The following is a 24,346-nucleotide window of genomic DNA, read 5'->3' on the forward strand; positions in this document are numbered from 1 at the left end:
GTGTTTCGGTGGTCACAGCGAGAGGGAAACGCCCGGTTCCATTCCGAACCCGGAAGCTAAGCCTTTCAGCGCCGATGGTACTGCATGGGGGACCGTGTGGGAGAGTAGGACGCCGCCGAACAATTATTCAGCCGTGGTCCCCGGAGTTAGCTCCGGGGACCACGGCCTTTCTGCGTTGTGTAACCGGGAGTTCATGTGACGCCGCGAGTATCTCGGGCATGGGGACGATGACGCCGAGCGGCGCGCTGCGAACCGGACTGGAGAAGCAGGGCATAGGCATCGGGGATGAGGTGATCGTGCCCGCGTACTGCGACAGTGAGGTGGCGGCGGCCGTACGGGAGACCGGTGCGCTGCCCGTCTTCGCCGACATCGACCCCGGGAGTCTCTGCATCGACCCCACTTCCGTTGCCGAGGCGGTGAATGAGCGGACCGCCGCGGTGATCCCCGTGCACCTCTTCGGCCACCCCGCCGACATGGTCTGTCTGCACGCACTGGCGCAGCACCACGGGATGAAGGTGGTCGAACCCGGGACGCCGGCTCTCGTCTCCTCGGTGGAGACCGCTCGGCGCAGGCAGCACGCCGATTTCCTGAGCGCGAGGCTGACCGGCGTGATCGTCCCGCGGGCCGCGGCCGGGGTGCGCCACGGCTACGAGCAGTACGTGGTGAGGGTACCGGGGAACGGGCGGCCCGACAGGGACGCTTTCAAGCATGCCCTGCGGGCCCGCGGCGTGTGCTGCCACGTGCCGGTGAGGACCCCTGTGCACCGTCTGCCGGAGTTCCGGACGGACGTCCGGCTGCCTGAGACCGAGCGAGCGGTGGGGGAATGCCTGGCGCTGCCGCTGGAGGCCTCGATGACCCGCCGCGAGCTGCAGCGAATCGTCTCGGCCTGCAACGCGCTGGGTGGTCTGCTGATGGAACCGGCCTGCTGAGGGCCGGGAGGGAGCCCGGTGAAGGCGGCCGGCCCCGGGTGGTCAAAGGCGCCCCGGGATTCAGGTATGATCTATCTCGCTGGCTCGCTGGCTCGCCCCAATAGCTCAGTCGGCAGAGCGTCTCCATGGTAAGGAGAAGGTCTACGGTTCGATTCCGTATTGGGGCTCCAAGACGACGAGGCCCCCGCCGCAAGGCGGGGGCCTCGTCGTCTCGGAGTGCGGCCGCAGGTACGCCCGCCGTCACTCGGGGACGCGCATCGCGAGGATCGCCATGTCGTCGGAGGGGGCGTCGGCGGCGAAACGCTCCACCGCGCGCATGATGCGCGCGGCCACCGCGCCCGCCGTCAGGCCCGTACACGTGGTGAGGACATCGGCGAGACCGTCGTCGCCGAGCATGCGGTCGCCCTCGCGGCGCTCGGTCACGCCGTCGGTGACGCACAGCAGAACATCGCCCGGATCGAGGGTGACGGTCTCCTCGTACAGTTCCAGGTCGTCTATCACGCCGAGCAGCGGCTGGGGCTCGGCGGCCGGCTCGACGGTGCCGTCCTGGCGTAGACGAAGCGGAAGCGGATGGCCCGCGCAGACGACCCGGAGGACGGCGCCGCCCTTCGGCTGGGGCCACAACTCACCGTAGAGCAGGGTCAGGAACCGGCTGCGGGCGCCCTCGTCGAGGATCGCGGCGTTGAGTCGTTCCAGCACGGCCGGGCCTCCGAAGCCCTCACGGGCCAGCAGACGCAGCGCGTGGCGGGCCAGCCCGGTGACGGCCGCGGCCTCGGGGCCGGTGCCGCAGACGTCGCCGATGGCGAAGCCGTACGCGCCGTCACGGATGGGGAAGAGGTCGTAGAAGTCGCCGCCGACCTCGTTCCCCTCACCCGCGGCGCGGTAGATGACCTCGACCTCGACGCCGGGGACATCGGGGAGTTCGGGCGGCAGCAGACTGCGCTGAAGGGACTGGCTGATGGCCGTGCGCTCGCTGTAGAGCCGGGCGTTGTCCAGGGCGAGGGCGGCCCGGCGGGAGAGGTCCTCTGCCAGTTCCAGGATCTCCTGGCGGAAGCGCTCCTCGGCAGGCTTGCCCAGGGTGAGCATGCCGATGACACGATTGCGGGCCACCAGCGGCAGCACCACGGTCTCCCCGCTGACCGTGGCGGCGGTGGCGAGAGTGGTGCCGGCGACGTTCGAGGAGATGGAGGCCGGGAGGCGGTCGAGGGAGAGGCCGCTCTGGTCCAGGCCCAGGCTGCGCAGGGAGGTCCGCAGAGCGGCGGAGTGCGCCGCGTCGCCGGGGGCGCTCCACACCCGCGCGCCGGGAGTGGGCACCGGGTCGGGCGGGGAAACCTTGGACAGCAGTGCCTTGAGGCCGTCGATGCGGTCCTCGTCTTCGTGCAGGACGTAGGAGAGCTCGGGCTCGGCGGACTGGTCCGCGATGGTGTAGACGGCACACCAGGTGGCGAGGGTGGGGACCGTCATCTGGGCCATCAGGGCGAGCGTCTGGTCACGGTCGAGGGTGCCGGCGAGCAGGTCGGACGCCTCGACGAGGAAGGACAGCGAGCCGCGGCGCAGCCGCTCCAGTTCGGTCAGGCGCGCGGACTCCACCGCGAGCGCGATCCGGTCGGCGGCGAACTGCAGCCGTAGGGCCTCCTCGTTGGTGTAGCGGCCCGCGGACTCGGCCGACACGCCCAGGGAGCCGGTCAGCCGCCCCTCGACCTTCATCGGGACGGTGACGACCGAGCGCATGCCCGTCCCCTCCAGCAGGGGGACCGCACCGGGTACCGCGGAGAGGTCCTCGTGGACGGAGGGCATCCGGGCCGAGCCGTAGCGGCCGCTGCCCGTCTCGACGGGAACGCGGGCGAAGCGCTGACGGGCGGAGGGCAGACCGGTGGTGGCGCGGACCTCCAGCTCGGTCTCGTCGTCCGTGGCCAGCAGGAGGAAGGCGGCGTCGCCGTCGAGCATGTCGCGGGCGCGCTCCACGGTGCGCTGGAGGAGGCCGTCGAGGTCGTCCGGGGCAGGGGAGCCGATGAAAGCCTCGAAGGGGTCGGCGCCGGCCCGGTCACGGCTCTCGGAGGTGCTTGCGGAGTCGGGTGCCGCGCCGCGTGCGGGGGACTGCAGCACCGCGCGCTCGTGGTCGCGCACCAGTAGGCAGACGGTGGACGGCTCGCCGTCGGCGTCACGTACGCGCAGGTGGGAGGCGTAGACCGGGATGGTGCGGCCGTCCGCGCCGCGGACGCCGTAGGAGCCCTCCCACCGGGAGAGGGCCAGGGCCTCGGCGATGCCGGTGCCGATACCGGGGGTGTGGGGCCAGGCGGCGAGGTCGGTCAGCGGCCTGCCGGTGACCTGTTCGGCGGTGTAGCCGAACAGTTCGCGGGCGTCGTCGTTCCAGGCGGAGACGGCGCCGGAGCGGTCGACCTGCAGGACGGCGACGCGGACCCGGGTGTCGGTCGCGGGCAGGGCGCTGTCGGGGAGGGCGGGGCCGGCGCTGCGGGTGCCGACCGGGCGCTCGGGAAGCTCCAGGCGGAACCAGACGCGTTTGTCGACGGAGGTGTACTCCACCCCCCAGCGGTCGGCGAGCGAGGCGCACAGCAGCAGTCCGCGGCCGCCCTCGCGGTCGGGGTCGCCGAAGTGGTGGCCCAGGTCCTGGACGGGCAGTCCGCGGTCGGGATAGTGGTCGGCGACCTCCACGCGCACGCTTCCGTCGCCGTCGCGCAGGCACAGGATGTCGGCGGCGGTGCCGGCGTGGACGACCGCGTTGGTGACCAGCTCGCTGGTGAGGACGACGGCGTCGTCGACGATGTCGGCCAGGCCCCAGCCCTGGAGGGTGTCGCGAACGAAGGCGCGGGCACTCGCGACCGAGCGTCCGACCGGCTCGAAGGTGGCCGCTGCTCGCGCCGTGATCACTGTTCTCCCCATGGATCCGTCGTCGCTGTCCGTACGCGCGGGCGGCAGGGGGACCCGCTGGGCGCCCACCGCCGCGGCCAGCCGCTGCCCGGCACTCGCCTCGTCCACCGCAGCGCCCCTTCGAATACCCGTCGTGACCACGTGTCCTTCCCGTCCGGCGGGCCGGAGCGGATGGACAGCCGGATGCCAGGTTACTTACGTTCGCAGTACCGGCGGGCCCCGGATGCGGGTGTTTCCCCCTTGAGGCGTTCAGTCGGTGGTGTGCGATGCTGCCGAACTGTTATCGCCTGGTTCCACCATGGTGAAACACTGGGAGGGCTCGAAGTGAATGCCCGGGCGGAACGTTCGACCCAGCGGGAGGGACACGGTGCAGTCTGGCGGAGCGGCGCGAGGCGCCAGCACGCGCACGAGAAGCGGACGGTCTCGGGCAAACGGAGTGGTCGAGGTTGAGGTGGCCGCGGTCAACCGGCTGCTGACCGCCCTGGAGGCGATGCGGGACGGGAACTTCCGCAAACGCCTCACCGTCACCGGCGACGGCCCGATGGCCGAGATCGCCGCCGTCTTCAACGAGGTCGCCGACCGCAACCTCCATCTGACCAGCGAGCTGGCACGGGTGCGCAGGGTGGTCGGCAAGGACGGCAAGCTGACCGAGCGCCTGGAAACGGGAGCCTGCGAGGGGGCCTGGGCCACGGCCATCGACGCGTCGAACGCGCTGGTGGACGATCTGGTGCGGCCCGTCTCCGAGGTCGGCCGGGTGCTGTCGGCGGTGGCCGAGGGAGACCTGGAGCAGCGGATGGACCTGCGGGTCCAGGGGCCGGGCGGGGCGACGCATCCGCTGCGGGGCGAGTTCCTGAAGGTGGGGCGCACCGTCAACGGGCTGGTCGACCAGCTCTCGACGTTCACCGACGAGGTGACGCGCGTAGCCAGCGAGGTGGGCACCGAGGGGAAGCTGGGCGGTCAGGCGCGGGTGCGCGGCATGTCCGGCTCCTGGAAGGACCTGACCGACTCCGTCAACACGATGGCGTCCCGGCTGACCGCCCAGGTCCGCGACATCGCGCTGGTGACCACCGCGGTCGCCAAGGGCGATCTGTCCCGCAAGGTCACCGTGCACGTGGCCGGTGAGATGCTGGAGCTGAAGAACACCGTCAACACCATGGTCGACCAGCTCTCCGCCTTCCAGTCCGAGGTGACACGCGTCGCCCGCGAGGTGGGCACCGAGGGCCAGCTCGGCGGCCAGGCGCGGGTGCCCGGCGCCGGCGGCGTGTGGAAGGACCTCACCGACTCCGTCAACACCATGGCGGGCAACCTCACCTCCCAGGTGCGTGAGATCGCACGGGTGACCACCGCGGTCGCCAACGGCAACCTGTCGCAGAAGGTGACGGTGAACGCGCGCGGCGAGGTGGCGCAGCTCGCCGACACCATCAACACCATGACGGAGACGCTGCGGACGTTCGCCGACGAGGTGACGCGCGCCGCCAGCGAGGTGGGCACCGAGGGAGTCCTCGGCGGTCAGGCGCAGGTGCCGGGTGCGGCCGGGACGTGGAAGGACCTCACCGACTCGGTGAACACCGCCTTCCGCAACCTCACGGCTCAGGTGCGGGACATCGCGCAGGTGACGACGGCGGTCGCCAACGGCGACCTGTCGCAGAAGGTCACGGTGGACGTCTCCGGTGAGATGCTGGAGCTGAAGAACACCGTCAACACCATGGTCGACCAGCTCTCCGCCTTCGGTTCCGAGGTCACCCGGGTCGCCCGGGAGGTCGGTGTCGAGGGCGAGCTGGGCGGTCAGGCGCAGGTGCCGGGTGCGGCCGGGACGTGGAAGGACCTCACCGACTCGGTGAACACCGCCTTCCGCAACCTCACCGGCCAGGTCCGCAACATCGCGCAGGTGACGACGGCGGTCGCCAACGGCGACCTGTCGCAGAAGGTCACGGTGGACGTCTCCGGCGAGATGCTCCAGCTGAAGAACACCGTCAACACCATGGTCGACCAGCTGTCGTCGTTCGCCGAGCAGGTGACCCGGATGGCCCGGGACGTGGGCACCGAGGGACGTCTGGGCGGCCAGGCGCGGGTCGACGGCGTCTCGGGCACCTGGAAGGACCTGACCGACTCAGTCAACTTCATGGCGGGCAATCTCACCTCCCAGGTGCGCAACATCGCCCAGGTGACGACGGCGGTGGCGCGGGGCGACCTGTCGCAGAAGATCGAGGTCGACGCGCGCGGCGAGATCCTGGAGCTGAAGAACACCATCAACACGATGGTCGACCAACTGTCCGCCTTCGCCGACCAGGTCACCCGCGTCGCCCGCGAGGTGGGCACCGAGGGGCGTCTGGGCGGCCAGGCGCAGGTGCCGGGAGTGGCCGGGGTATGGCGCGACCTGACCGACTCGGTCAACGGTATGGCGGGCAATCTCACGGCTCAGGTGCGCAACATCGCCCAGGTCGCGACGGCGGTGGCGCGGGGCGACCTGTCGCAGAAGATCGACGTGGACGCGCGCGGCGAGATCCTGGAGCTGAAGAACACACTCAACACGATGGTGGACCAGTTGTCGTCGTTCGCCGAGCAGGTCACGCGGGTGGCGCGCGAGGTGGGCACGGAGGGCATCCTGGGCGGCCAGGCCGAGGTCGAGGGGGTCTCGGGCACCTGGAAGGACCTCACCCAGTCCGTCAACGGCATGGCGAACAACCTCACCTCCCAGGTACGCAACATCGCCGAGGTCACCACCGCGGTCGCGCGGGGCGACCTGTCCAAGAAGATCACCGTCGACGCCAAGGGGGAGATCCTCGCCCTGGTGACGACCGTGAACACGATGGTGGACCAGTTGTCGTCGTTCGCCGAGCAGGTCACGCGGGTGGCGCGCGAGGTGGGCACCGAGGGCATCCTGGGCGGCCAGGCCCATGTGCCGGGGGTCACCGGCATCTGGAAGGACCTGAGCGAGAACGTCAACCTGATGGCGTCCAACCTGACGGGGCAGGTGCGCAACATCTCCCAGGTCGCCACCGCGGTCGCCAACGGCGATCTGACCAAGAAGGTCACCGTGGAGGCCAGCGGCGAGGTCGCCCAGCTCGCGGACACCGTCAACACCATGGTGACGACCCTGTCGTCGTTCGCCGACGAGGTGACGCGGGTGGCGCGCGAGGTGGGCACCGAGGGGAGCCTGGGCGGCCAGGCCCATGTGCCGGGAGTGTCGGGCACCTGGAAGGACCTGACGGAGTCCGTGAACTCCATGGCCTCCAACCTCACCGGCCAGGTCCGCAACATCGCGATGGTCACCACCGCGATCGCCAAGGGCGATCTCACCAAGAAGATCGACATCGACGCGCGCGGCGAGATCCTGGCGCTGAAGACCACCATCAACACGATGGTCGACCAGCTCTCCTCGTTCGCCGAGCAGGTCACCCGCGTCGCCCGCGAGGTGGGCACCGAGGGTCAGCTGGGCGGCCAGGCGCGGGTCGACGGTGTCTCGGGCACCTGGAAGGACCTCACCGAGTCGGTGAACGAGATGGCGGGCAATCTGACCCGCCAGGTGCGCGCCATCGCGGCGGTCGCCGCCGCGGTGACCCGCGGCGACCACAACGTGAAGATCGACGTGGACGCCGCGGGCGAGATCCTGGCTCTGCAGGACAACGTCAACACCATGATCGCCACGCTGCGCGAGACCACGCTCGCCAACCAGGAGCAGGACTGGCTCAAGGGCAACCTCGCCCGGATCTCCGGTCTGATGCAGGGCCGCCGCGACCTGGAGGACGTGGCACGGCTGATCATGAGCGAGCTGACTCCGGTGGTCTCCGCCCAGCACGGCGCCTTCTTCGTCGCGGCCCCGACCGGCGGTGGCCCGGAACTCGGCGTGGGGGCGAGTGAGGACGGTTCGTACGAGCTGCGGATGATCGGCACCTACGGCTACTCCCCGGGCACCATGCCCACCACCTTCCTGCCCGGCGAGTCCCTGGTGGGCATCGCGGCCGAGGAGAAGCGCACACTCCTCGTCGAGCAGGCGCCACCCGGTTATCTGAAGATCGCCTCCGGGCTCGGTGAGGCGCCGCCCGCCCAGGTGATCGTGCTGCCACTGCTCTTCGAGGGCAGGGTGCTCGGCGTCATCGAACTGGCCACCTTCCAGCCCTTCAACCAGATCCAGAAGGACTTCCTGAACCAGATCGCGGAGATGATCGCCACCAGCGTCAACACCATCAGCGTCAACACCAAGACCGAGGTGCTCCTGCGGCAGTCCCAGGAACTGGCCGAGCAGCTCCAGGAGCGGTCGGTGGAACTGGAGAGCAGGCAGCGCGCTCTGCAGGCGTCGAACGAGGAACTGGAGGAGAAGGCGGAACTGCTGGCCAAGACCAATCGCGACATCGAGATCAAGAACTCCGAGATCGAGGACGCCCGGCAGGTCCTGGAGGAGCGCGCCGAGCAGCTCGCGGTCTCGATGCGCTACAAGTCCGAGTTCCTGGCGAACATGTCGCACGAGCTGCGCACCCCGCTCAACTCGCTGCTGATCCTCGCAAAGCTGCTGGCCGACAACGCCGAGGGGAACCTCTCGCCCAAGCAGGTGGAGTTCGCCGAGACGATCCACGGCGCCGGGTCCGATCTGCTCCAGCTGATCAACGACATCCTGGACCTGTCCAAGGTCGAGGCCGGCAAGATGGACGTCAGCCCGACCCGTATCGCGCTGGTGCAGCTGGTGGACTACGTGGAGGCGACCTTCCGGCCGCTCACCGCGGAGAAGGGGCTCGACTTCTCCGTACGGGTCTCGCCGGAGCTGCCCCCCACTCTTCACACCGACGAGCAGCGCCTGCTGCAGGTCCTGCGCAACCTGTTGTCGAACGCGGTGAAGTTCACCGACAGCGGTGCGGTCGAGCTGGTGATCCGCTCGGCCGGGTCGGACGTGCCGGAGTCGATCCGCGAGCAGATGCTGGAGCACGGCTCGCTGCGCGATGCCGACTCCGGTCTGGTCGCCTTCTCGGTGACCGACACCGGTATCGGGATCGCGCAGAGCAAGATGCGTGTGATCTTCGAGGCTTTCAAGCAGGCGGACGGCACGACCAGCCGCAAGTACGGCGGCACCGGGCTGGGGCTGTCCATCAGCCGGGAGATCGCACGGCTGCTCGGCGGCGAGATCTACGCGGTCAGCGAGCCGGGCCGCGGCTCGACGTTCACCCTCTACCTGCCCCTCACCTCCATCGAGTCCCAGCCACAGGGTTATCCGCAGCCGCCGGGCGAGGTCTCTCCGGAGGCCTCGCGTGCGGCCGAGGGAGAGTCGGGCGGGTTCGGCGCGCCCACCGTGTCCGGTGCTCCTTCCGGTGCCGAGGAGGGGCCGGTCCGGGAGGCCGGCGGTACCCTGGATGTGCCCGCCGCCGAGCGTGCCGCGGCGGCGCTCGCGTCCCGCCGCCGTCAGATTCCGCCCATGCCGCGGAAGCAGCCCGCGCCGCGGGAGGCGGAGCGCGGCGGGGAAGTGTGGCAGGACGACCCCGTCCGGAGGGCTGAGGAGCGTCCGCGGGGCGTCTTCGGCGGTGAGAAGGTGCTCATCGTCGACGACGACATCCGCAACGTCTTCGCGCTCACCAGCGTGCTGGAGCAGAACGGCCTGCAGGTGCTCTACGCCGAGAACGGACGCGAGGGCATCGAGGTGCTGGAGCAGCACGACGACGTGGCGATCGTCCTGATGGACATCATGATGCCGGAGATGGACGGATACGCCACGACCGCGGCGATCCGGCGGATGCCGCAGTTCGCCGGGCTGCCGATCGTCGCACTGACGGCGAAGGCGATGAAGGGCGACCGCGAGAAGAGCATCGAGGCCGGTGCTTCCGACTACGTCACCAAGCCGGTGGACACCGATCATCTGCTGTCCGTCATGGCGCGGTGGATGCGCGGGGAGTGATGTGCGATGGTTTCGTGGTCGGCGGCGTGTCGGTGAAGTGCGACGCATTAGATGCGGAAATGCTGCAATCGGGGAACCTTCGGGCCTCTCGCGGCGTTTCGGATACGTGCACAGTGACATCTCGGTGACAGGGTGTGGTGGGCCGCGAGGTGGGGCTACCATGACCGGCACAGGAACGGGCGGCGCAAAGGAGTCGTTGCCGGTGGCGGCGTCCAGAGCGCTGCCGGGGCGAGGAGGACGGGCCATGGTGCAGAAGGCCAAGATCCTCCTGGTCGATGACCGACCGGAGAATCTGCTGGCGTTGGAGGCCATCCTCTCCGCGCTGGACCAGACGCTGGTACGGGCATCGTCAGGGGAGGAGGCGCTCAAGGCGTTGCTCACGGACGACTTCGCGGTCATCCTGCTGGACGTGCAGATGCCGGGCATGGACGGCTTCGAGACCGCCGCCCACATCAAGCGGCGGGAGCGTACCCGGGACATCCCGATCATCTTCCTCACGGCCATCAACCACGGTCCGCACCACACCTTCCGCGGCTACGCGGCCGGCGCGGTGGACTACATCTCCAAGCCGTTCGACCCGTGGGTGCTGCGGGCGAAGGTGTCGGTCTTCGTCGACCTGTACATGAAGAACGTTCAGCTGCGTGAGCAGGCCGCCCTGCTACGGCTCCAGCTGGACGGCCGGGGTTCCGGCGAGGACGGCGACAAGAGGGCGGAGCCCGCGGGGCTGCTGGCCGAACTCTCCGCGCGGCTGGCGGCGGTGGAGGAGCAGGCCGAGGCGCTGTCCAAGCACCTGGACGAATCCCCGGACGCCGCGGCCGTCGCCACGGCCGCCCATCTGGAGCGCAAGCTCACCGGTCTGCGACGCGCGCTGGACGCGCTGGAGCCGGGCAACGACGGCCGGTCGGCCTCGCTCCCGTCGCAGAACTGACCCCTCGCCGGAGGTATGACCGCTCCGACGGGGCGTCACGCCGCGGAGCCCTGTGCGCCGGAGGCCGGGCGGACCGGGCCCTGTCCCGCCGACCGTACGGGTGTCCGTGTCCTGAGGGGCTCTCGCGGGTAATCTCGGCACCATGGCCTCACGTACGTCCGGCAAGGCCGCCAAGAAGGCGCCCGCCAAGAAGGCTCCCGTCAGAAAAGCCCCGGCATCGAGGCCTGCCGCGCCCAGGAAGCCGGCGGCGAAGGCTCCGCCCAGACCAGCGCCGTCTCCCACCAACGCGGTGTTCCGTCTGGTCAGAGCCGTCTGGCTCGGGGTCGCCCACACCGTCGGGGCGCTGCTGCGAGGCATAGGCCGCGGGGCCAGGGGGCTGGACCCGGCGCACCGCAAGGACGGGGTGGCGCTGTTGCTGCTGGGCATCGCCCTGGTGGTCGCGGCCGGCACCTGGTCGAACCTGCGGGGGCCGGTGGGCGAGTTGGTCGAGATGCTGGTGACCGGGGCCTTCGGGCGTATGGACCTGGTGGCGCCGGTGCTGCTGGGTACCGTGGCGGTGCGGCTGATGCGTCATCCGGAGAAGCCGGAGGCCAACGGACGCATCGTCATCGGGCTGTCCGCGCTGGCCGTCGGCGTGCTGGGGCTGGTGCACATCGCCTGCGGCTCGCCGGGGCGCGGCGAGGGCCACGAGGCGGTACGGGACGCGGGCGGCATGATCGGCTGGGCGGTCTCCCAGCCGCTGGTGCTCACCGTCAGCGCGGCCCTGGCCGTACCGCTGCTGCTGCTGGTGACCGTCTTCGGGTTGCTCGTCGTCACCGCCACCCCTGTCAACGCCGTCCCCCAGCGGCTGCGTCAACTGGGTGTGCGGTTGGGCCTGGTGGCGGAGGACGCCGGCTCCCACGGCGGGCCGCAGGGGTACGGCGATCGCGGCGCGTACGGCGAGGGGGAGCCCCGGCCGCGACGGACGAGACTGCGCAAGGACGGCGATGGCGCGTTCGAGGCCGAGAAGGAGGCGCTGGACGACCGGCGCCGCTCCCGCCGTGCTCCCCGGGCTCCGCACACCCGGGACGGCTCCGGCTCCCTCGGCGCGGTGGACGTGGCCGCCGCCGCGGCGGCCCAGATGGATGGCGCGGTCCTGCACGGCGTACAGCCCTCGCCGCTGGTCGCGGACCTCACCAGCTCGGTCCGCACGGAGCGGGGCGGCCGGGACGAGGGGGAGAGCGCGGCGCGGGAGGGGCGGACCGTCCCCGTGCCGGACCTGACCAGGGCGCCGGCCGAGCCGCCCTCCGACTCCCTGCCGCCGCGTGCCGAGCAGCTTCGGCTGGCCGGAGACGTCACCTACGCGCTGCCCTCGCTGGACCTGCTGGAGCGCGGTGGGCCGGGCCGTACCCGCAGCGCGGCCAACGACGCGGTCGTGGAGTCGCTGACGACCGTCTTCTCCGAGTTCAAGGTGGACGCCGTCGTCACCGGCTTCACCCGCGGCCCGACGGTCACGCGCTACGAGGTGGAGCTGGGCCCGGCGGTGAAGGTCGAGAAGATCACCGCACTGGCCAAGAACATCGCCTACGCCGTGGCCAGCCCGGACGTGCGCATCATCAGCCCGATCCCCGGGAAGTCGGCGGTCGGCGTCGAGATCCCCAACACCGACCGGGAGATGGTCAACCTCGGTGACGTACTCCGGCTGGCGGAGGCCGCCGGCGACGACCATCCGCTGCTGGCCGGTCTCGGCAAGGACGTCGAGGGCGGGTACGTCACCGCCAACCTGGCGAAGATGCCGCACATTCTGGTGGCGGGCGCGACCGGCTCGGGAAAGTCCTCCTGCATCAACTGCCTGATCACCTCGGTGATGATCCGGTCCACCCCGGAGGATGTCCGGATGGTGCTGGTGGACCCCAAGCGGGTGGAGCTGACCGCGTACGAGGGCATCCCGCACCTGATCACCCCGATCATCACCAACCCCAAGAAGGCCGCCGAGGCGCTGCAGTGGGTCGTGCGCGAGATGGACCTGCGCTACGACGACCTGGCCGCCTACGGCTTCCGCCACATCGACGACTTCAACGCCGCGGTGCGCTCGGGGAAGGTGAAGGCCGCCGAGGGCGGTGAGCGGGAGCTCGCCCCCTACCCGTACCTGCTGGTCATCGTGGACGAGCTGGCCGACCTGATGATGGTGGCGCCGCGCGACGTGGAGGACGCGATCGTGCGGATCACCCAGCTCGCGCGGGCGGCGGGCATCCACCTGGTGCTGGCCACCCAGCGCCCGTCCGTCGACGTCGTCACCGGACTGATCAAGGCGAACGTGCCCTCGCGTCTGGCCTTCGCCACCTCCTCGCTCTCCGACAGCCGGGTCATCCTCGACCAGGCGGGCGCCGAGAAGCTGATCGGCAAGGGCGACGGGCTGTTCCTGCCGATGGGTGCGGGCAAGCCCACCCGTATGCAGGGCGCGTTCGTGACCGAGGACGAGGTCGCGGCCGTCGTGATGCACTGCAAGAAGCAGATGGCCCCGGTATTCCGTGACGACGTCACGGTCGGGCAGAGCAGGAAGAAGGAGATCGACGAGGAGATCGGCGACGACCTGGACCTGCTGTGCCAGGCGGCCGAGCTGGTGGTCAACACGCAGTTCGGGTCCACCTCGATGCTCCAGCGCAAGCTGCGTGTGGGGTTCGCCAAGGCGGGCAGGCTGATGGACCTGATGGAGTCACGCGGGGTGGTCGGCCCAAGCGAGGGCTCCAAGGCGCGGGACGTTCTGGTCAAGCCCGACGAACTGGACGACGTGCTCGCGGTGATCCGCGGAGAAACTCACTCGTAAGGATGAGCTGGGCAACCGTTTTCCCTGGCAAGACGTCAAAGTGGAGGAGGGTGCGGTCGGTGTTCACCGATGGGCGGTACGGCCATCCCTATGGCGGATGGGCTCCCTCCGCCCGCTTGCCCGCCCCTTCCACACCCCCTCTAGACTGAACACCCGGCAGGTGGCTACACGCTCGAAAGGCGCCCCCGTGTCCATCGGCAACTCTCCCCCAGAAGGCCGGCCTTCGGTCGGTCAGGCGATCCAGAAAGCCCGTATCGACGCGCGACTGACGGTGGACGAGGTCAGCGCGACCACCCGTGTGCGCGTCCTGATCGTGCACGCCATCGAACAGGACGACTTTTCCCGGTGCGGAGGCGACGTCTACGCCCGCGGCCATGTCCGCACCCTCGCCAAGGCCGTCGGCCTGGATCCGGACGAGCTGGTGGCGCAGTACGACGCCGAGCACGGCGGTCGTCCGGCGCCCACCCCCGCCGCCGCACTCTTCGAGGCCGAACGCATCCGCCCCGAACCGAGCCGCCCGAACTGGACGGCCGCCATGGTCGTCGCGATCGTGGCCGTGGTGGGCTTCGTCGGCTTCACCCTCTTCAGCGGCGGCGACGACCCGGCACGCACCCCGGTGGCCCAGGACGGCCCGTCGCCGGATCCCGCCGGCGAGCCGAACCCGGCCAAGCCCGCCGAGCCCGACCCGGACCCGTCCGTCTCCGAGAGCGCCATCGCCGCCGTGCCCGCCGACAAGGTCACGATCAAGCTGGTCGCGGAGGACGGCAAGAGCTGGTTCTCCGCCGAGGCTCACAACGGGCGGCTGCTGGAGGAGGGCGTCCTCCGGAACGGCGACTCCAGGACCTTCACCGACGACAAGCGGATCGACCTGGTGCTCGGCAACGCCGGCGCGGTCACCCTCTTCGTCAACGGCAAGGAGGTCGACAAGGTCGGCGAGGTCGGCCAGGTGCAGCGCGTCAGCTACACCAAGGGAGACCCGGAACAGGGGTGACGCAACCCTGGCGGCGGGCGGGACGGGTGGGACGAAGTAGGCTTGATCCCATGCCCGAACGCCGTACCGTCGCCCTCGTCACCCTTGGATGCGCCCGCAACGAGGTGGACTCGGAGGAACTCGCAGGCCGCCTGGCGGCGGACGGCTGGGAGCTCGTCGAGGAAGCCGCCGACGCGGACGTCGCCGTCGTCAACACCTGCGGCTTCGTGGAGGCCGCCAAGAAGGACTCCGTGGACGCCCTGCTGGAGGCAGGCGACCTCAAGGCGGCGGCCGGTGAAGGGGGCGGCCGCACCCAGGCCGTGGTCGCGGTCGGCTGTATGGCCGAGCGCTACGGCAAGGAGCTGGCCGAGGCGCTGCCGGAAGCCGACGGCGTGCTCGGTTTCGACGACTACGCCGACATCTCCGACCGCCTGCGCACCATCCTCTCCGGCGGCGTCCACGTCCCCCACGCTCCCAGGGACCGCCGCAAACTCCTGCCCATCAGCCCGGCGGAGCGGCAGGGCGCCGCCGTCGCGCTGCCCGGGCACGGTGACGCCGCCGCGACCGCTTCGGCCCCCGCCGACCTGCCCGACGGAGTGGCCCCGGCCTCGGGCCCGCGGGCGCCGCTGCGCAGACGCCTGGACACCAGTCCGGTCGCCTCGGTGAAACTGGCCTCCGGCTGCGACCGGCGGTGCTCGTTCTGCGCCATCCCCTCCTTCCGCGGGGCCTTCGTCTCCCGGCGCCCCTCGGACGTGCTGGGCGAGACCCGCTGGCTGGCGGAGCAGGGCGTGAAGGAGGTCATGCTGGTCTCCGAGAACAACACCTCCTACGGCAAGGACCTCGGCGACATCCGCCTTCTGGAGACGCTGCTGCCGGAGCTGGCCGCGGTGGACGGCATCGAGCGGGTCCGGGTGAGCTATCTGCAGCCCGCCGAGATGCGGCCCGGACTGATCGACGTCCTGACCGGGACGGAGAAGGTCGCTCCCTACTTCGACCTCTCCTTCCAGCACTCCGCTCCGGGCGTGCTGCGCGCCATGCGGCGCTTCGGCGACACCGACCGCTTCCTCGAACTGCTGGACACCATCCGGGCCAGGGCGCCGCGGGCGGGAGTCCGCTCGAACTTCATCGTGGGCTTCCCCGGCGAGAGCGAGGCGGACCTCGCGGAACTGGAGCGTTTTCTGATCGCGGCCAGGCTGGATGCGATCGGAGTCTTCGGGTACTCGGACGAGGAAGGTACCGAAGCGGCGACCTACGAGCACAAGACCGACCCCGAGACGGTGGCCGAGCGGCTGGACCACATCTCGCGGCTTGCCGAGGAGCTGACCGCGCAGCGCGCGGAGGAGCGCGTCGGCGAGACCGTACGGGTACTGGTGGAGTCGGTGGGCGGCGAGGACGGCCCGGTCGGGCGCGGAGCGCACCAGGCTCCCGAGACCGACGGGCAGACGTTCCTGGCCGGTCTCACCGACTCCTCGCAGCTCTCCGCGGGACGGATGGTCGAAGCGAAAGTGGTGGCGACCGAGGGTGTGGACCTCGTTGCCGAGCCTCCTCCGGACGTCGTCCGGGGGTGCTCCGAAAGTGAGGAGGCGGGAGCATGACGGACATCCCGGCCTCAGCAGCGGGTGGTGGAGCCATGGCGCAGCGGAAGGCCGCAGCGGTCCGCTCGGTGAGCCTGTGGAACATCGCGAACATCCTCACCATGGTGAGGCTGCTCCTGGTGCCGGCCTTCGTGTTCCTGATGCTCGCCGACGGGGGGCACGATCCGGCCTGGCGCTCCTTCGCCTGGGCGGCCTTCTCCGTCGCGATGATCACTGATCTCTTCGACGGCGAGCTGGCGCGGCGGTACGACCTGGTCACCGACTTCGGCAAGATCGCCGACCCGATCGCGGACAAGGCGATCATGGGTGCGGCGCTGATCTGCCTGTCGGCGCTCTCCGACCTGCCCTGGTGGGTCACGGGTGTGATCCTCTCCCGGGAGATCGGCATCACCCTGATGCGCTTCTGGGTGATCCGGCACGGCGTCATCCCGGCCAGCCGGGGCGGGAAGATGAAGACCCTCGCCCAGGGCGTCGCCGTGGGCATGTACATCCTGGTCCTGACCGGACCGCTGGCCACGCTGCGCTGGTGGGTGATGGCCGCGGCCGTGGTGCTGACGGTCGGTACCGGGCTGGACTACGTACGGCAGGCGCTGGTCCTGCGGCGGGCCGGCCTGGCGTCGGAGCGCGCCGATGAACGGTGAGAGGGAGGCCGGGCCCGCCCTTGACGACGGTGCCGACGAGACCAGACAGGTCACCGCGCGGGCGCTGAAGCTGCTGGCGGACCGGAAGGAGACCGTAGCCGCGGCCGAGTCGCTGACCGGAGGGCTCGTCACGGCGGAGCTGACCGCGGCCCCCGGCGCCTCGGCGACCGTACGCGGTTCGGTGACCGCCTACGCCACCGAGGTCAAGCACGAGGTCCTCGGGGTGGACGAGGGGCTGCTGCGGGAGCGGGGCGCGGTCGACGCCGAGGTGGCCAGGCAGATGGCGGCCGGGGTCAGGAGCGTACTGGGAACGGACTGGGGCGTGGCGACCACCGGGGTGGCCGGTCCCGAGCCGCAGGACGGCAAGCCGGTGGGCATGGTCTGTGTGGCGGTCGCCGGGCCGGAGGCACCGGGCGCGGCGGAGACGGCGAACGCGGCGGACGGCTCCGCGGGCTCGGAGGAGGCCGGCCGGGGTGCCAGCTGCGTGGCGCTGGAACTGAGTCTGGACGGCGACCGTGCGCAGATCCGAGCCGGAAGCGTACGGGCGGTCATCCGGCTGCTCTTGAGCGAACTCATGGAGAATGCGCCGGCAAAGGATACGGAACACAGTGGGGGGAATGGATGTTTGCAGCCCTGAGTGAACACAGCATCGCTCCCCGCACGGCCGCGGTCCAAGGCGGTACGGTGGGGCAAGAAGGATCCGGGTCAGCGGTCCTAGGAGGGAGCCACCGATGATTCTGCTCCGTCGCCTGCTGGGTGACGTGCTGCGTCGGCAGCGCCAGCGCCAGGGCCGGACCCTGCGCGAAGTCTCCTCGTCCGCCCGGGTGTCGCTCGGCTACCTCTCCGAGGTCGAGCGGGGGCAGAAGGAGGCTTCCTCCGAACTGCTCGCCTCGATCTGCGAGGCGTTGGACGTGCGGATGTCCGAGCTGATGCGGGAGGTCAGCGACGAGCTGGCGCTCGCGGAGCTGGCGCAGTCCGCGGCGAGCGACACGGTGCCCGCGCCGATGCGCCGTCCCGTTCTCAACCCGGTGACCGTGACGTCCGTCACGGAGCGGTCGGGGGAACGGGTGACCATCAAGGCGCCGACGGAGGCCGTGGACGTCGTCGCCGCCTGATTGGCGCGGTGTGAGTACACGCCGCGAGAGAGTCACACGGGCCCGGCCCGGACGCGGCGATACGCGTCCGGGCCGGGCCCGTGATGTCGCGTCGCCGGGCGTGATCCGGTCGCCGTCCGGGCGGAGCCGGCGTTCAGACGGACGGGGGCGGCGGCCCCGTCTGGCAGCCGGGACACCAGTACGCCACACGCCGGGTGGCGGAGGGGCCGGGCTCCCGGACGCGGACGGCCGTGCCGCAGCGCGGGCACGGTTTCCCGGCACGGCCGTACACCCACAGATTCCGGCCCGCGCGCACGTCGCCGGTGGTGACGCGGAGGGCACGGGCCTTGTTGACCTCCAGCAGCTTCTTCGCCAGGGCCGTCAGGCGTTCGGGGGAGGGGACCTCACCGATCGGCAGCCAGGGCGTCACCCCGGCCAGGAAGCAGAGCTCCGCCGCGTAGACGTTGCCGACCCCGGCCAGGTTGCGCTGGTCCAGCAACGCCTCGGCGACGGGACGGGCGGGGTCCGACAGCAGGCGGTCCAAGGCCTCCGCCGCGTCCCAGTCCGGGCCCAGGAGGTCCGGGCCCAGATGCCCGACGGCCCTGTCCTCGTTGGCGGTGCGCAGCAGCTCCAGGACGGGGAGGCGGTATCCCACGGCCGAGTGGGCGGTGGTGGTGAGGACGGCGCGGATCTGGTGGCCGGGGCCGCCGCTCCACCGCCCGCCGTGTGGGTAGACGCGCCAGGCGCCGTCCATCCGCAGATGGGAGTGGAGGGTCAGGCCCCCCTCGAAGCGGGTGAGGAGATGCTTACCGCGCGCGGCGGTCTCCAGCACCTCGCGTCCGGTGAGGTCCACGGTGGCGAGCCTGGGCACCCGCAGGTCGCAGCGGACGAGGGGCGCTCCCGACAGCGCCCGGTGCAACTGCCGGGCGGTGCGCCAGACGGTGTCTCCCTCGGGCACCGGGCCGTTCCTCCTCCTTTGTCGGTCTCGGTTCCGCTCCTCGGCCGCTTCCCGCCGCCGCCGTCCCCATGCGCCTCGCGGATCCTCGTACCGGCGGCCGCCGGCCGTCGCGCTGCCACACCGTCAGGCGCGCAGCCGCAGTCCGCGCGGGGTGGCGTGAAACCCCGCGGCCTCGAGTGCGGCGCCGATGGGGGAGGTCAGGGCCGGGCAGCCGTTGACCCGCTCCACGGTGAGGGTGCCCAGCATTCCGCGGTGCGCGGCCCCGGCCAGCGCCTCGACCGCGGCATTCAGCGACGGACCTTCGGACCGCCAGGCCAGCAGCGTCTTTCCGCCGCGCTCGAGGTAGAGGACGAGCTCGCCGTCGACCAGTACCACCAGGGAGCCCGCCTTGCGGCCCGGCTTGTGGGCCGTGGTGGCCCTGCCCCGGCCCGGCCCGCCGTCCCCCGCCCGGTCCGCCGGCGGTGGATCGGGCCAGGGAAGGGCGGCGCCGTAGGCGCTTGCGGGGTCGGAGGCGGCGAGTACGACGGTGCGCGGGCGGGTGCCCTCGGGTTTCTCGCGGGCCGTGCTGATCGCGCGCAGCCGGTCCACCGCGCCGTCCACGGCGAACTGGGCGGCGCCCAGGCCCTCCACCACGTAACCGCGGCGGGCCCGGCCGCTCTCCTCGAAGACCGACAGCACACGGTAGGCGGCCGAGAAGCCGCCCTCGACTCCCTCGGCGGCGACCGCGCCCCGGGTGACCACGCCGTGCCGGTCCAGCAGGGTGCGGGCCAGGGCGTGGGCCCGGTAGGTGGGGTCGGTCTCCCGGTCGGGCAGCAGTGACCAGCGGCCGGCGACCGTCGGGGGGCCGCTGCGGGGGGCGGCGGGGCGTCGGGAGGCCCCGGCCGGTGCGGTGGGCGGCAGGGAGGTGAGGGACCCGTAACGGCCGCGGGGGGTGCTCCGCCTGGCGCGGTGGGCCGTGGCCCCCGCGGTGCGGCCGGAACCGAGCAGTGAGCGCAGCGGGGCGAGGGTGTCACCCGTGAGCCTCCCGGACCAGGCCAGATCCCACACGGCCTCGGCCAGTTCGGTGTCGGACGCCTCGTGACCGGCGGCGCGCACCCGGTCGGCGATCTGCCGGAAGAACAGGCCGTATCCGCCCGAGAGTGCTTCCAGGACCGCCCGGTGGAGCGCGGTGGCCTCCAGCGGGAGGGCTTCGGGCAGCAGCAGCAGCGGGGCGGCGTCGGCGAGGTGGAGGCGGACCCAGCCGTCCTTGCCCGGCAGCGCGCCCGCGCCCGCCCAGAGCACTTCGCCGGTGGCGGTCAGCTCGTCCAGCATGGCCGGGTGGTAGTCGGCCACCCGGGAGGGCAGGATCAGCTTCTCCAGGGCGGAGGCGGGCACGGGGGCGCCCTGGAGCTGCTCGACGGCCCGCAGCAGCCCGTCGATGCCGCGCAGCCCGCCTGCCCTGGCCCCGGCCCCGAGATGCTGCCACTGGGGCAGGAACGCGGCGAGCGAGGCGGGCGGCACCGGCTCCAGCTCCTGGCGCAGCGCGGCCAGGGAGCGGCGGCGCAACCGCCGCAGCACACCCGTGTCGCACCACTCCTGCTCGCTTCCCGAGGGGTGGAACTCACCCTGGACCACCCGGCCGGCCGCGGCCAGCCGGTGCAGTGCTCCGTCGGCGACCGCGGTGCCCAGACCGAACCGCCCGGCGGCCCGCGCGGTGGTGAACGGACCGTGGGTTCGGGCGTACCGGGCCAGCAGGTCGCCCAGCGGATCGGCCACGGGCTCGGTGAAGGCCTCGGGCACGCCGACGGGCAGCGCCGCGCCCAGCGCGTCGCGCAGCCGCCCCGCGTCCTCGATCGCCGCCCAGTGCTCCCGCCCCGCGATACGCACGCGGATGGCGCGGCGGGCGTGCTCCAGCTCCCGCGCCCACTGCGGCTCGGCGCCCCGCTCGGTCAGCTCGTCACCGGTGAGCGGGCCCAGCAGCCGCAGTACGTCGGCGACGCCCTCGGTGTCCTTGATCCGGGGGACTGCCCCGACCCCGCTGTCGCCGCCACCGGGGAGCCACTGCAGCTCGCGCTCCAGGCCGGCCAGCACCTCCGGGTCCAGCAGCTCGCGCAGCTCGGCCCGGCCCAGCAGCTCGGCCAGCAGCCGGGAGTCCAGCGACAGCGCGGCGGCGCGGCGCTCGGCGAGCGGGGAGTCGCCCTCGTACAGGTACTGGGCGACGTATCCGAACAGCAGGGACCGGGCGAACGGGGAGGGCTCGGGTGTGGTGACCTCCACCAGGCGCACCCGGCGCGACTCGACATCGCCCATCAGCTCGGCCAGTCCGGGTACGTCGAAGACGTCCTGGAGGCACTCGCGCACCGCCTCCAGGACGATCGGGAACGACCCGAACTCACTGGCGATCCGCAGCAGTTGGGCGGCACGCTGGCGCTGCTGCCACAGCGGGGTGCGCCGGCCGGGGTCGCGGCGGGGCAGCAGCAGGGCACGGGCGGCGCACTCGCGGAAGCGGGAGGCGAACAGGGCCGAACCGCCGACCTGGTCGGTGACGGTCCGCTCCACCTCGTCGCGGTCGAACAGGACGTCGGCGGCGCCGACCGGGGGCCGGTCCGGGTCGTGGTCCGGTGCGTTCGCGGGGACCGGGACCGCAGTCGCGCCGAAGTCCCCGTCCCCGCCGAGGTCGAAGCCCATCAGCTCGGCGTCGGGCAGCCGCAGCACGATGCCGTCGTCGGCGTGCATCACCTGCGCGTCCATGCCGAACCGCTCGTCCAGCCGTGCTCCCAGCGCCAGTGCCCACGGCGCGTGCACCTGGGCCCCGAAGGGGGAGTGAATCACGATCCGCCAGTCGCCCAGCTCGTCGCGGAAGCGCTCCACCACGATCGTGCGGTCGTCGGGTACGTGTCCGCAGGCCTGCCGCTGCTCGTCCAGGTAGGCCAGGACGTTGTCCACGGCCCACTCGTCCAGCCCGGCCGCCGCCAGCCGCTCCCGGGCCGCCTCCGGGGCCAGGCCGCCGACCTCCCGCAGGAAGGCTCCCAGCGCGCGGCCCAGCTCCAGCGGACGGCCCAGCTGGTCGCCCTTCCAGAACGGCAGCCGGCCCGGGACGCCGGGAGCGGGGGTGACCAGGACGCGGTCGCGGGTGATGTCCTCGATGCGCCAGCTGGTCGTGCCCAGGGTGAACACATCGCCCACCCGCGACTCGTAGACCATCTCCTCGTCCAGCTCACCGACGCGGCCGCCCCCCTTCTTCGGGTCGGCACCGGCGAGGAAGACGCCGAACAGGCCGCGGTCGGGGATCGTCCCGCCCGAGGTGACCGCCAGCCGCTGGGCTCCCGGACGCCCGGCGACGGTGTGGGCGACGCGGTCCCACACCAGGCGGGGGCGCAGCTCGGCGAAGGCATCGGACGGATACCGCCCGGCGAGCATGTCCAGCACGGCGGTGTACGCCGACTCCGGCAGCGACGCGAAGGGCGCGGCGCGCCGGACGACCGCGAGCAGTTCGTCGACGTCCCAGGTGTCCGTGGCGGCCATGGCGACGATCTGCTGCGCCAGCACGTCCAGCGGGTTGGAGGGGATGCGCAGGGCCTCGATGGCACCCTCGCGCATCCGCTCGGTGACCACCGCGGACTGCACCAGATCGCCGCGGTACTTGGGGAAGACCACCCCGGACGAGACCGCGCCCACCTGGTGCCCGGCGCGTCCCACCCGCTGCAGCCCGGAGGCGACCGAGGGCGGGGACTCCACCTGGACCACCAGGTCCACCGCGCCCATGTCGATGCCCAGCTCCAGGCTTGAGGTGGCCACCACCGCCGGCAGGCGGCCCGCCTTCAGGTCCTCCTCGACCTGGGAGCGCTGCTCCTTGGAGACCGAACCGTGGTGGGCGCGGGCCAGCACCGGGGGAGCGCCTCCCGCCGCCCCGGACCCGCCCATCAGTTCGGCGGGCGAGTGCCCCTCGGGGACGGGCTCGCCGGTGGCCCGCTCGTAGGCGATCTCGTTGAGCCGGTTGCACAGCCGCTCGGCCAGGCGCCGGGAGTTGGCGAAGACGATGGTGGAGCGGTGGGCCTGGACGAGGTCGGCGATCCGCTCCTCCACCGACGGCCAGATGGAGGGCCGGTCCCCCTGACCGCCCGCGTCCCGCACCGGGGAGCCGCCCAGCTCACCCATGTCCGGCACGGGTACCACGACCGACAGGTCGAACTCCTTGCCCGAGGGCGGCTGCACGATGTGCGCGCCGCGCCGGGGCGAGAGGAAGCGAGCCACCTCGTCCACCGGGCGCACCGTCGCCGACAGGCCGATGCGGCGGGCCGGGCGGTCCAGCAGCTCGTCCAGGCGTTCCAGTGAGAGGGCCAGGTGGGCGCCGCGCTTCGTCCCGGCCACGGCGTGGACCTCGTCCAGGATCACCGTCTCCACCCCGCGCAGGGCCTCGCGGGCGGCGGAGGTGAGCATCAGGAACAGCGACTCGGGCGTGGTGATCAGGATGTCCGGCGGGCGCCGGACCAGCGCGCGGCGCTCGGCGGCCGGGGTGTCACCGGAGCGGACCCCGACCCGGATGCCGGGCTCGGGAAGGCCGAGCCGCACCGATTCCTGGCGGATGCCGGTCAGCGGGCTGCGCAGATTGCGTTCGACATCCACGGCCAGGGCCTTCAGCGGTGAGACGTACAGCACGCGGCAGCGGCGGACCGGATCGGCCGGGGACGGTGTGGCGGCCAGCCGGTCCAGGGAGGCGAGGAAGGCGGCCAGTGTCTTCCCGGAGCCGGTCGGCGCGACGACCAGGACGTCGCGCTCCTCGGCGATCGCCCGCCAGGCGCCCTCCTGGGCGGCGGTGGGAGCCTGGAACGCCCCCGTGAACCATGAGCGGGTCGCGGGGGAGAAGGCGTCGAGAGCCGGTGGCCGGTTCATGGCCTCCATCGTGCACCCCCTCACTGACATCCCCGCACAGGCGGCTCCGGCGCACCCGTACCGGTGCCGGGGCGGCCGGAGTCCCGGCGGAGGCCAGGGACGGGCCCCGCACGATGGAACGCATGGGCACGGAGGAGTGGGCGCGGCACTGGCGGTACGACCGGCTGCCGGACACGGACCTGCTGCGCGCCCGGAGGGAGTGTGGATCGCGGTCGGGGTGACGGCCGTCGGCTGCTACCTCGCCAAGCTGCTCGGGCTGTCGGTGCCCGCCGGTGCGCTGGAGCGTCCGCCGGCGCGGCGGCTGGCCGCTCTGCTGCCCGTGGCGCTGCTGGCGGCGCTCACCGCGCGGCAGACCTCCGGCGGCGAGGGCGGCGCGCCGGTGGCCGCCGCCCGCGCGGGAGGTCTCGCGGCGGCGCTGGTGCTGCGTGCTCCCTTCCTGGGGGTGGTGACCGCCGTCCTGGTCACCGCGGGGCTGCGAGCCCTGGGGCAGCCGTCCCGGCCCGTCCGGCCCTCCGCCGTCGGAAGGGGACGGCCGGGCGGGCGGATACGGCGGATACTGGGGGTATGCGGTTGACGGTCTTCTGGGAGCGGATGGCGGCCCACTTCGGTGAGGCGTACGCCGACTCCTTCGCACGTGATCATGTGATGTCCGAGCTGGGCGGCCGGACGGTCCACGAGGCCCTGGAGGCGGGGTGGGGGGCGAAGGAGGTGTGGCGCGCGGTCTGCGTGGCCGTGGACGTGCCCGCCGAGCTGAGGTGAGGGCCGGGGGGGGGGGGGGGGGGG

The 24,346-nt window shown here is 72.0% G+C and carries 13 protein-coding genes, 1 tRNA gene, 1 rRNA gene and 1 pseudogene; 13 read left to right on the forward strand and 3 right to left on the reverse strand.

The genetic code is table 11. From position 1 onward, the window contains the following. Positions 1 to 4: 4 nt before the first annotated feature. The 3 genes from rrf to LJ221_RS13555 all read left to right on the forward strand — a co-directional run bounded on the left by rrf (position 5) and on the right by LJ221_RS13555 (position 1,099). Positions 5 to 121: ribosomal RNA gene (gene rrf, locus LJ221_RS13545) — 5S ribosomal RNA — on the forward strand. A 97-nt stretch (positions 122 to 218) separates the two neighbouring features. After that, positions 219 to 929: a DegT/DnrJ/EryC1/StrS family aminotransferase gene (locus LJ221_RS13550; protein WP_241716727.1), complete on the forward strand. Its 711-nt coding sequence runs from the start codon at positions 219 to 221 to the stop codon at positions 927 to 929. Positions 930 to 1,023: 94 nt separating this feature from the next. Beyond that, positions 1,024 to 1,099: transfer RNA gene (locus tag LJ221_RS13555), tRNA-Thr, on the forward strand. A 70-nt stretch (positions 1,100 to 1,169) separates the two neighbouring features. Here LJ221_RS13555 and LJ221_RS13560 read toward each other — a convergent pair. Continuing rightward, entirely contained in the window at positions 1,170 to 3,818 is a 2,649-nt protein-coding gene (locus LJ221_RS13560; RefSeq protein WP_241716747.1) for a SpoIIE family protein phosphatase, read from the reverse strand. 367 nt (positions 3,819 to 4,185) lie between these two features. Here LJ221_RS13560 and LJ221_RS13565 point away from each other — a divergent pair, with 367 nt between their 5' ends. From LJ221_RS13565 to LJ221_RS13600, 8 genes are all read left to right on the forward strand, one after another. Further along, entirely contained in the window at positions 4,186 to 9,699 is a 5,514-nt protein-coding gene (locus LJ221_RS13565) for a HAMP domain-containing protein (protein WP_241716729.1), read from the forward strand. Positions 9,700 to 9,943: 244 nt separating this feature from the next. Then, the gene (locus LJ221_RS13570) at positions 9,944 to 10,627 is read left to right on the forward strand and encodes a two-component system response regulator (protein ID WP_241716731.1); all 684 of its coding nucleotides are present in this window, start codon (positions 9,944 to 9,946) and stop codon (positions 10,625 to 10,627) included. Positions 10,628 to 10,769: 142 nt separating this feature from the next. Then, entirely contained in the window at positions 10,770 to 13,433 is a 2,664-nt protein-coding gene (locus LJ221_RS13575; RefSeq protein ID WP_241716733.1) for a DNA translocase FtsK, read from the forward strand. 187 nt (positions 13,434 to 13,620) lie between these two features. Continuing rightward, positions 13,621 to 14,424 carry a helix-turn-helix domain-containing protein gene (locus tag LJ221_RS13580; RefSeq protein WP_241716735.1) on the forward strand — a complete coding sequence of 268 codons (804 nt, stop codon included), beginning with the start codon at positions 13,621 to 13,623 and terminating at the stop codon, positions 14,422 to 14,424. Between the two features lie 50 nt (positions 14,425 to 14,474). Next, positions 14,475 to 15,998 (forward strand): 30S ribosomal protein S12 methylthiotransferase RimO, encoded by a 1,524-nt coding sequence (gene rimO / locus LJ221_RS13585; protein WP_241716737.1) that lies wholly within the window; start codon positions 14,475 to 14,477, stop codon positions 15,996 to 15,998. After that, complete coding sequence (gene pgsA / locus LJ221_RS13590; RefSeq protein ID WP_241716739.1) at positions 15,995 to 16,639, forward strand: CDP-diacylglycerol--glycerol-3-phosphate 3-phosphatidyltransferase; 645 nt, start codon at positions 15,995 to 15,997, stop codon at positions 16,637 to 16,639. The genes rimO and pgsA overlap by 4 nt, the downstream gene beginning before the upstream one ends. Then, on the forward strand, positions 16,629 to 17,276 hold the full coding sequence (locus LJ221_RS13595) for a CinA family protein (RefSeq protein WP_241716741.1): 648 nt from the start codon (positions 16,629 to 16,631) through the stop codon (positions 17,274 to 17,276). Before pgsA ends, LJ221_RS13595 begins: the two co-directional genes overlap by 11 nt. A 94-nt stretch (positions 17,277 to 17,370) precedes the next feature. Beyond that, a complete protein-coding gene (locus LJ221_RS13600; RefSeq protein WP_093663381.1) occupies positions 17,371 to 17,754 on the forward strand; it encodes a helix-turn-helix domain-containing protein in 384 nt (127 codons plus the stop codon). Between the two features lie 133 nt (positions 17,755 to 17,887). Here LJ221_RS13600 and LJ221_RS13605 read toward each other — a convergent pair whose 3' ends face one another. After that, a complete protein-coding gene (locus LJ221_RS13605) occupies positions 17,888 to 18,691 on the reverse strand; it encodes an Fpg/Nei family DNA glycosylase (RefSeq protein ID WP_241716743.1) in 804 nt (267 codons plus the stop codon). Between the two features lie 123 nt (positions 18,692 to 18,814). After that, positions 18,815 to 23,563, reverse strand: a complete 4,749-nt coding sequence (locus LJ221_RS13610) for a DEAD/DEAH box helicase (RefSeq protein ID WP_241716745.1) — start codon at positions 23,561 to 23,563, stop codon at positions 18,815 to 18,817. Positions 23,564 to 23,711: 148 nt separating this feature from the next. Here LJ221_RS13610 and LJ221_RS13615 point away from each other — a divergent pair. Together LJ221_RS13615 and LJ221_RS13620 are read left to right on the forward strand one after the other, a co-directional pair. Beyond that, positions 23,712 to 24,050: pseudogene (locus LJ221_RS13615) on the forward strand (AzlD domain-containing protein); the annotation flags it as partial. 77 nt (positions 24,051 to 24,127) lie between these two features. Beyond that, positions 24,128 to 24,322 (forward strand): DUF3046 domain-containing protein, encoded by a 195-nt coding sequence (locus LJ221_RS13620; RefSeq protein WP_093663386.1) that lies wholly within the window; start codon positions 24,128 to 24,130, stop codon positions 24,320 to 24,322. The last annotated feature ends 24 nt before the right edge of the window (positions 24,323 to 24,346 follow it).

Source organism: Streptomyces sp. CNQ085, assembly GCF_022614595.1.
GTDB lineage: Bacteria > Actinomycetota > Actinomycetes > Streptomycetales > Streptomycetaceae > Streptomyces.

What these genes read in the sequence shown, in the direction of transcription:
- pgsA (WP_241716739.1), top strand. Translation starts at nt 15,995, where the DNA reads ATGACGGACATCCCGGCCTCAGCAGCGGGTGGTGGAGCCATGGCGCAG.
- LJ221_RS13550 (WP_241716727.1), top strand. Translation starts at nt 219, where the DNA reads ATGGGGACGATGACGCCGAGCGGCGCGCTGCGAACCGGACTGGAGAAG.
- LJ221_RS13600 (WP_093663381.1), top strand. Translation starts at nt 17,371, where the DNA reads ATGATTCTGCTCCGTCGCCTGCTGGGTGACGTGCTGCGTCGGCAGCGC.
- LJ221_RS13610 (WP_241716745.1), bottom strand. Translation starts at nt 23,563, where the DNA reads ATGAACCGGCCACCGGCTCTCGACGCCTTCTCCCCCGCGACCCGCTCA.
- LJ221_RS13620 (WP_093663386.1), top strand. Translation starts at nt 24,128, where the DNA reads ATGCGGTTGACGGTCTTCTGGGAGCGGATGGCGGCCCACTTCGGTGAG.
- LJ221_RS13595 (WP_241716741.1), top strand. Translation starts at nt 16,629, where the DNA reads ATGAACGGTGAGAGGGAGGCCGGGCCCGCCCTTGACGACGGTGCCGAC.
- rimO (WP_241716737.1), top strand. Translation starts at nt 14,475, where the DNA reads ATGCCCGAACGCCGTACCGTCGCCCTCGTCACCCTTGGATGCGCCCGC.
- LJ221_RS13575 (WP_241716733.1), top strand. Translation starts at nt 10,770, where the DNA reads ATGGCCTCACGTACGTCCGGCAAGGCCGCCAAGAAGGCGCCCGCCAAG.
- LJ221_RS13570 (WP_241716731.1), top strand. Translation starts at nt 9,944, where the DNA reads ATGGTGCAGAAGGCCAAGATCCTCCTGGTCGATGACCGACCGGAGAAT.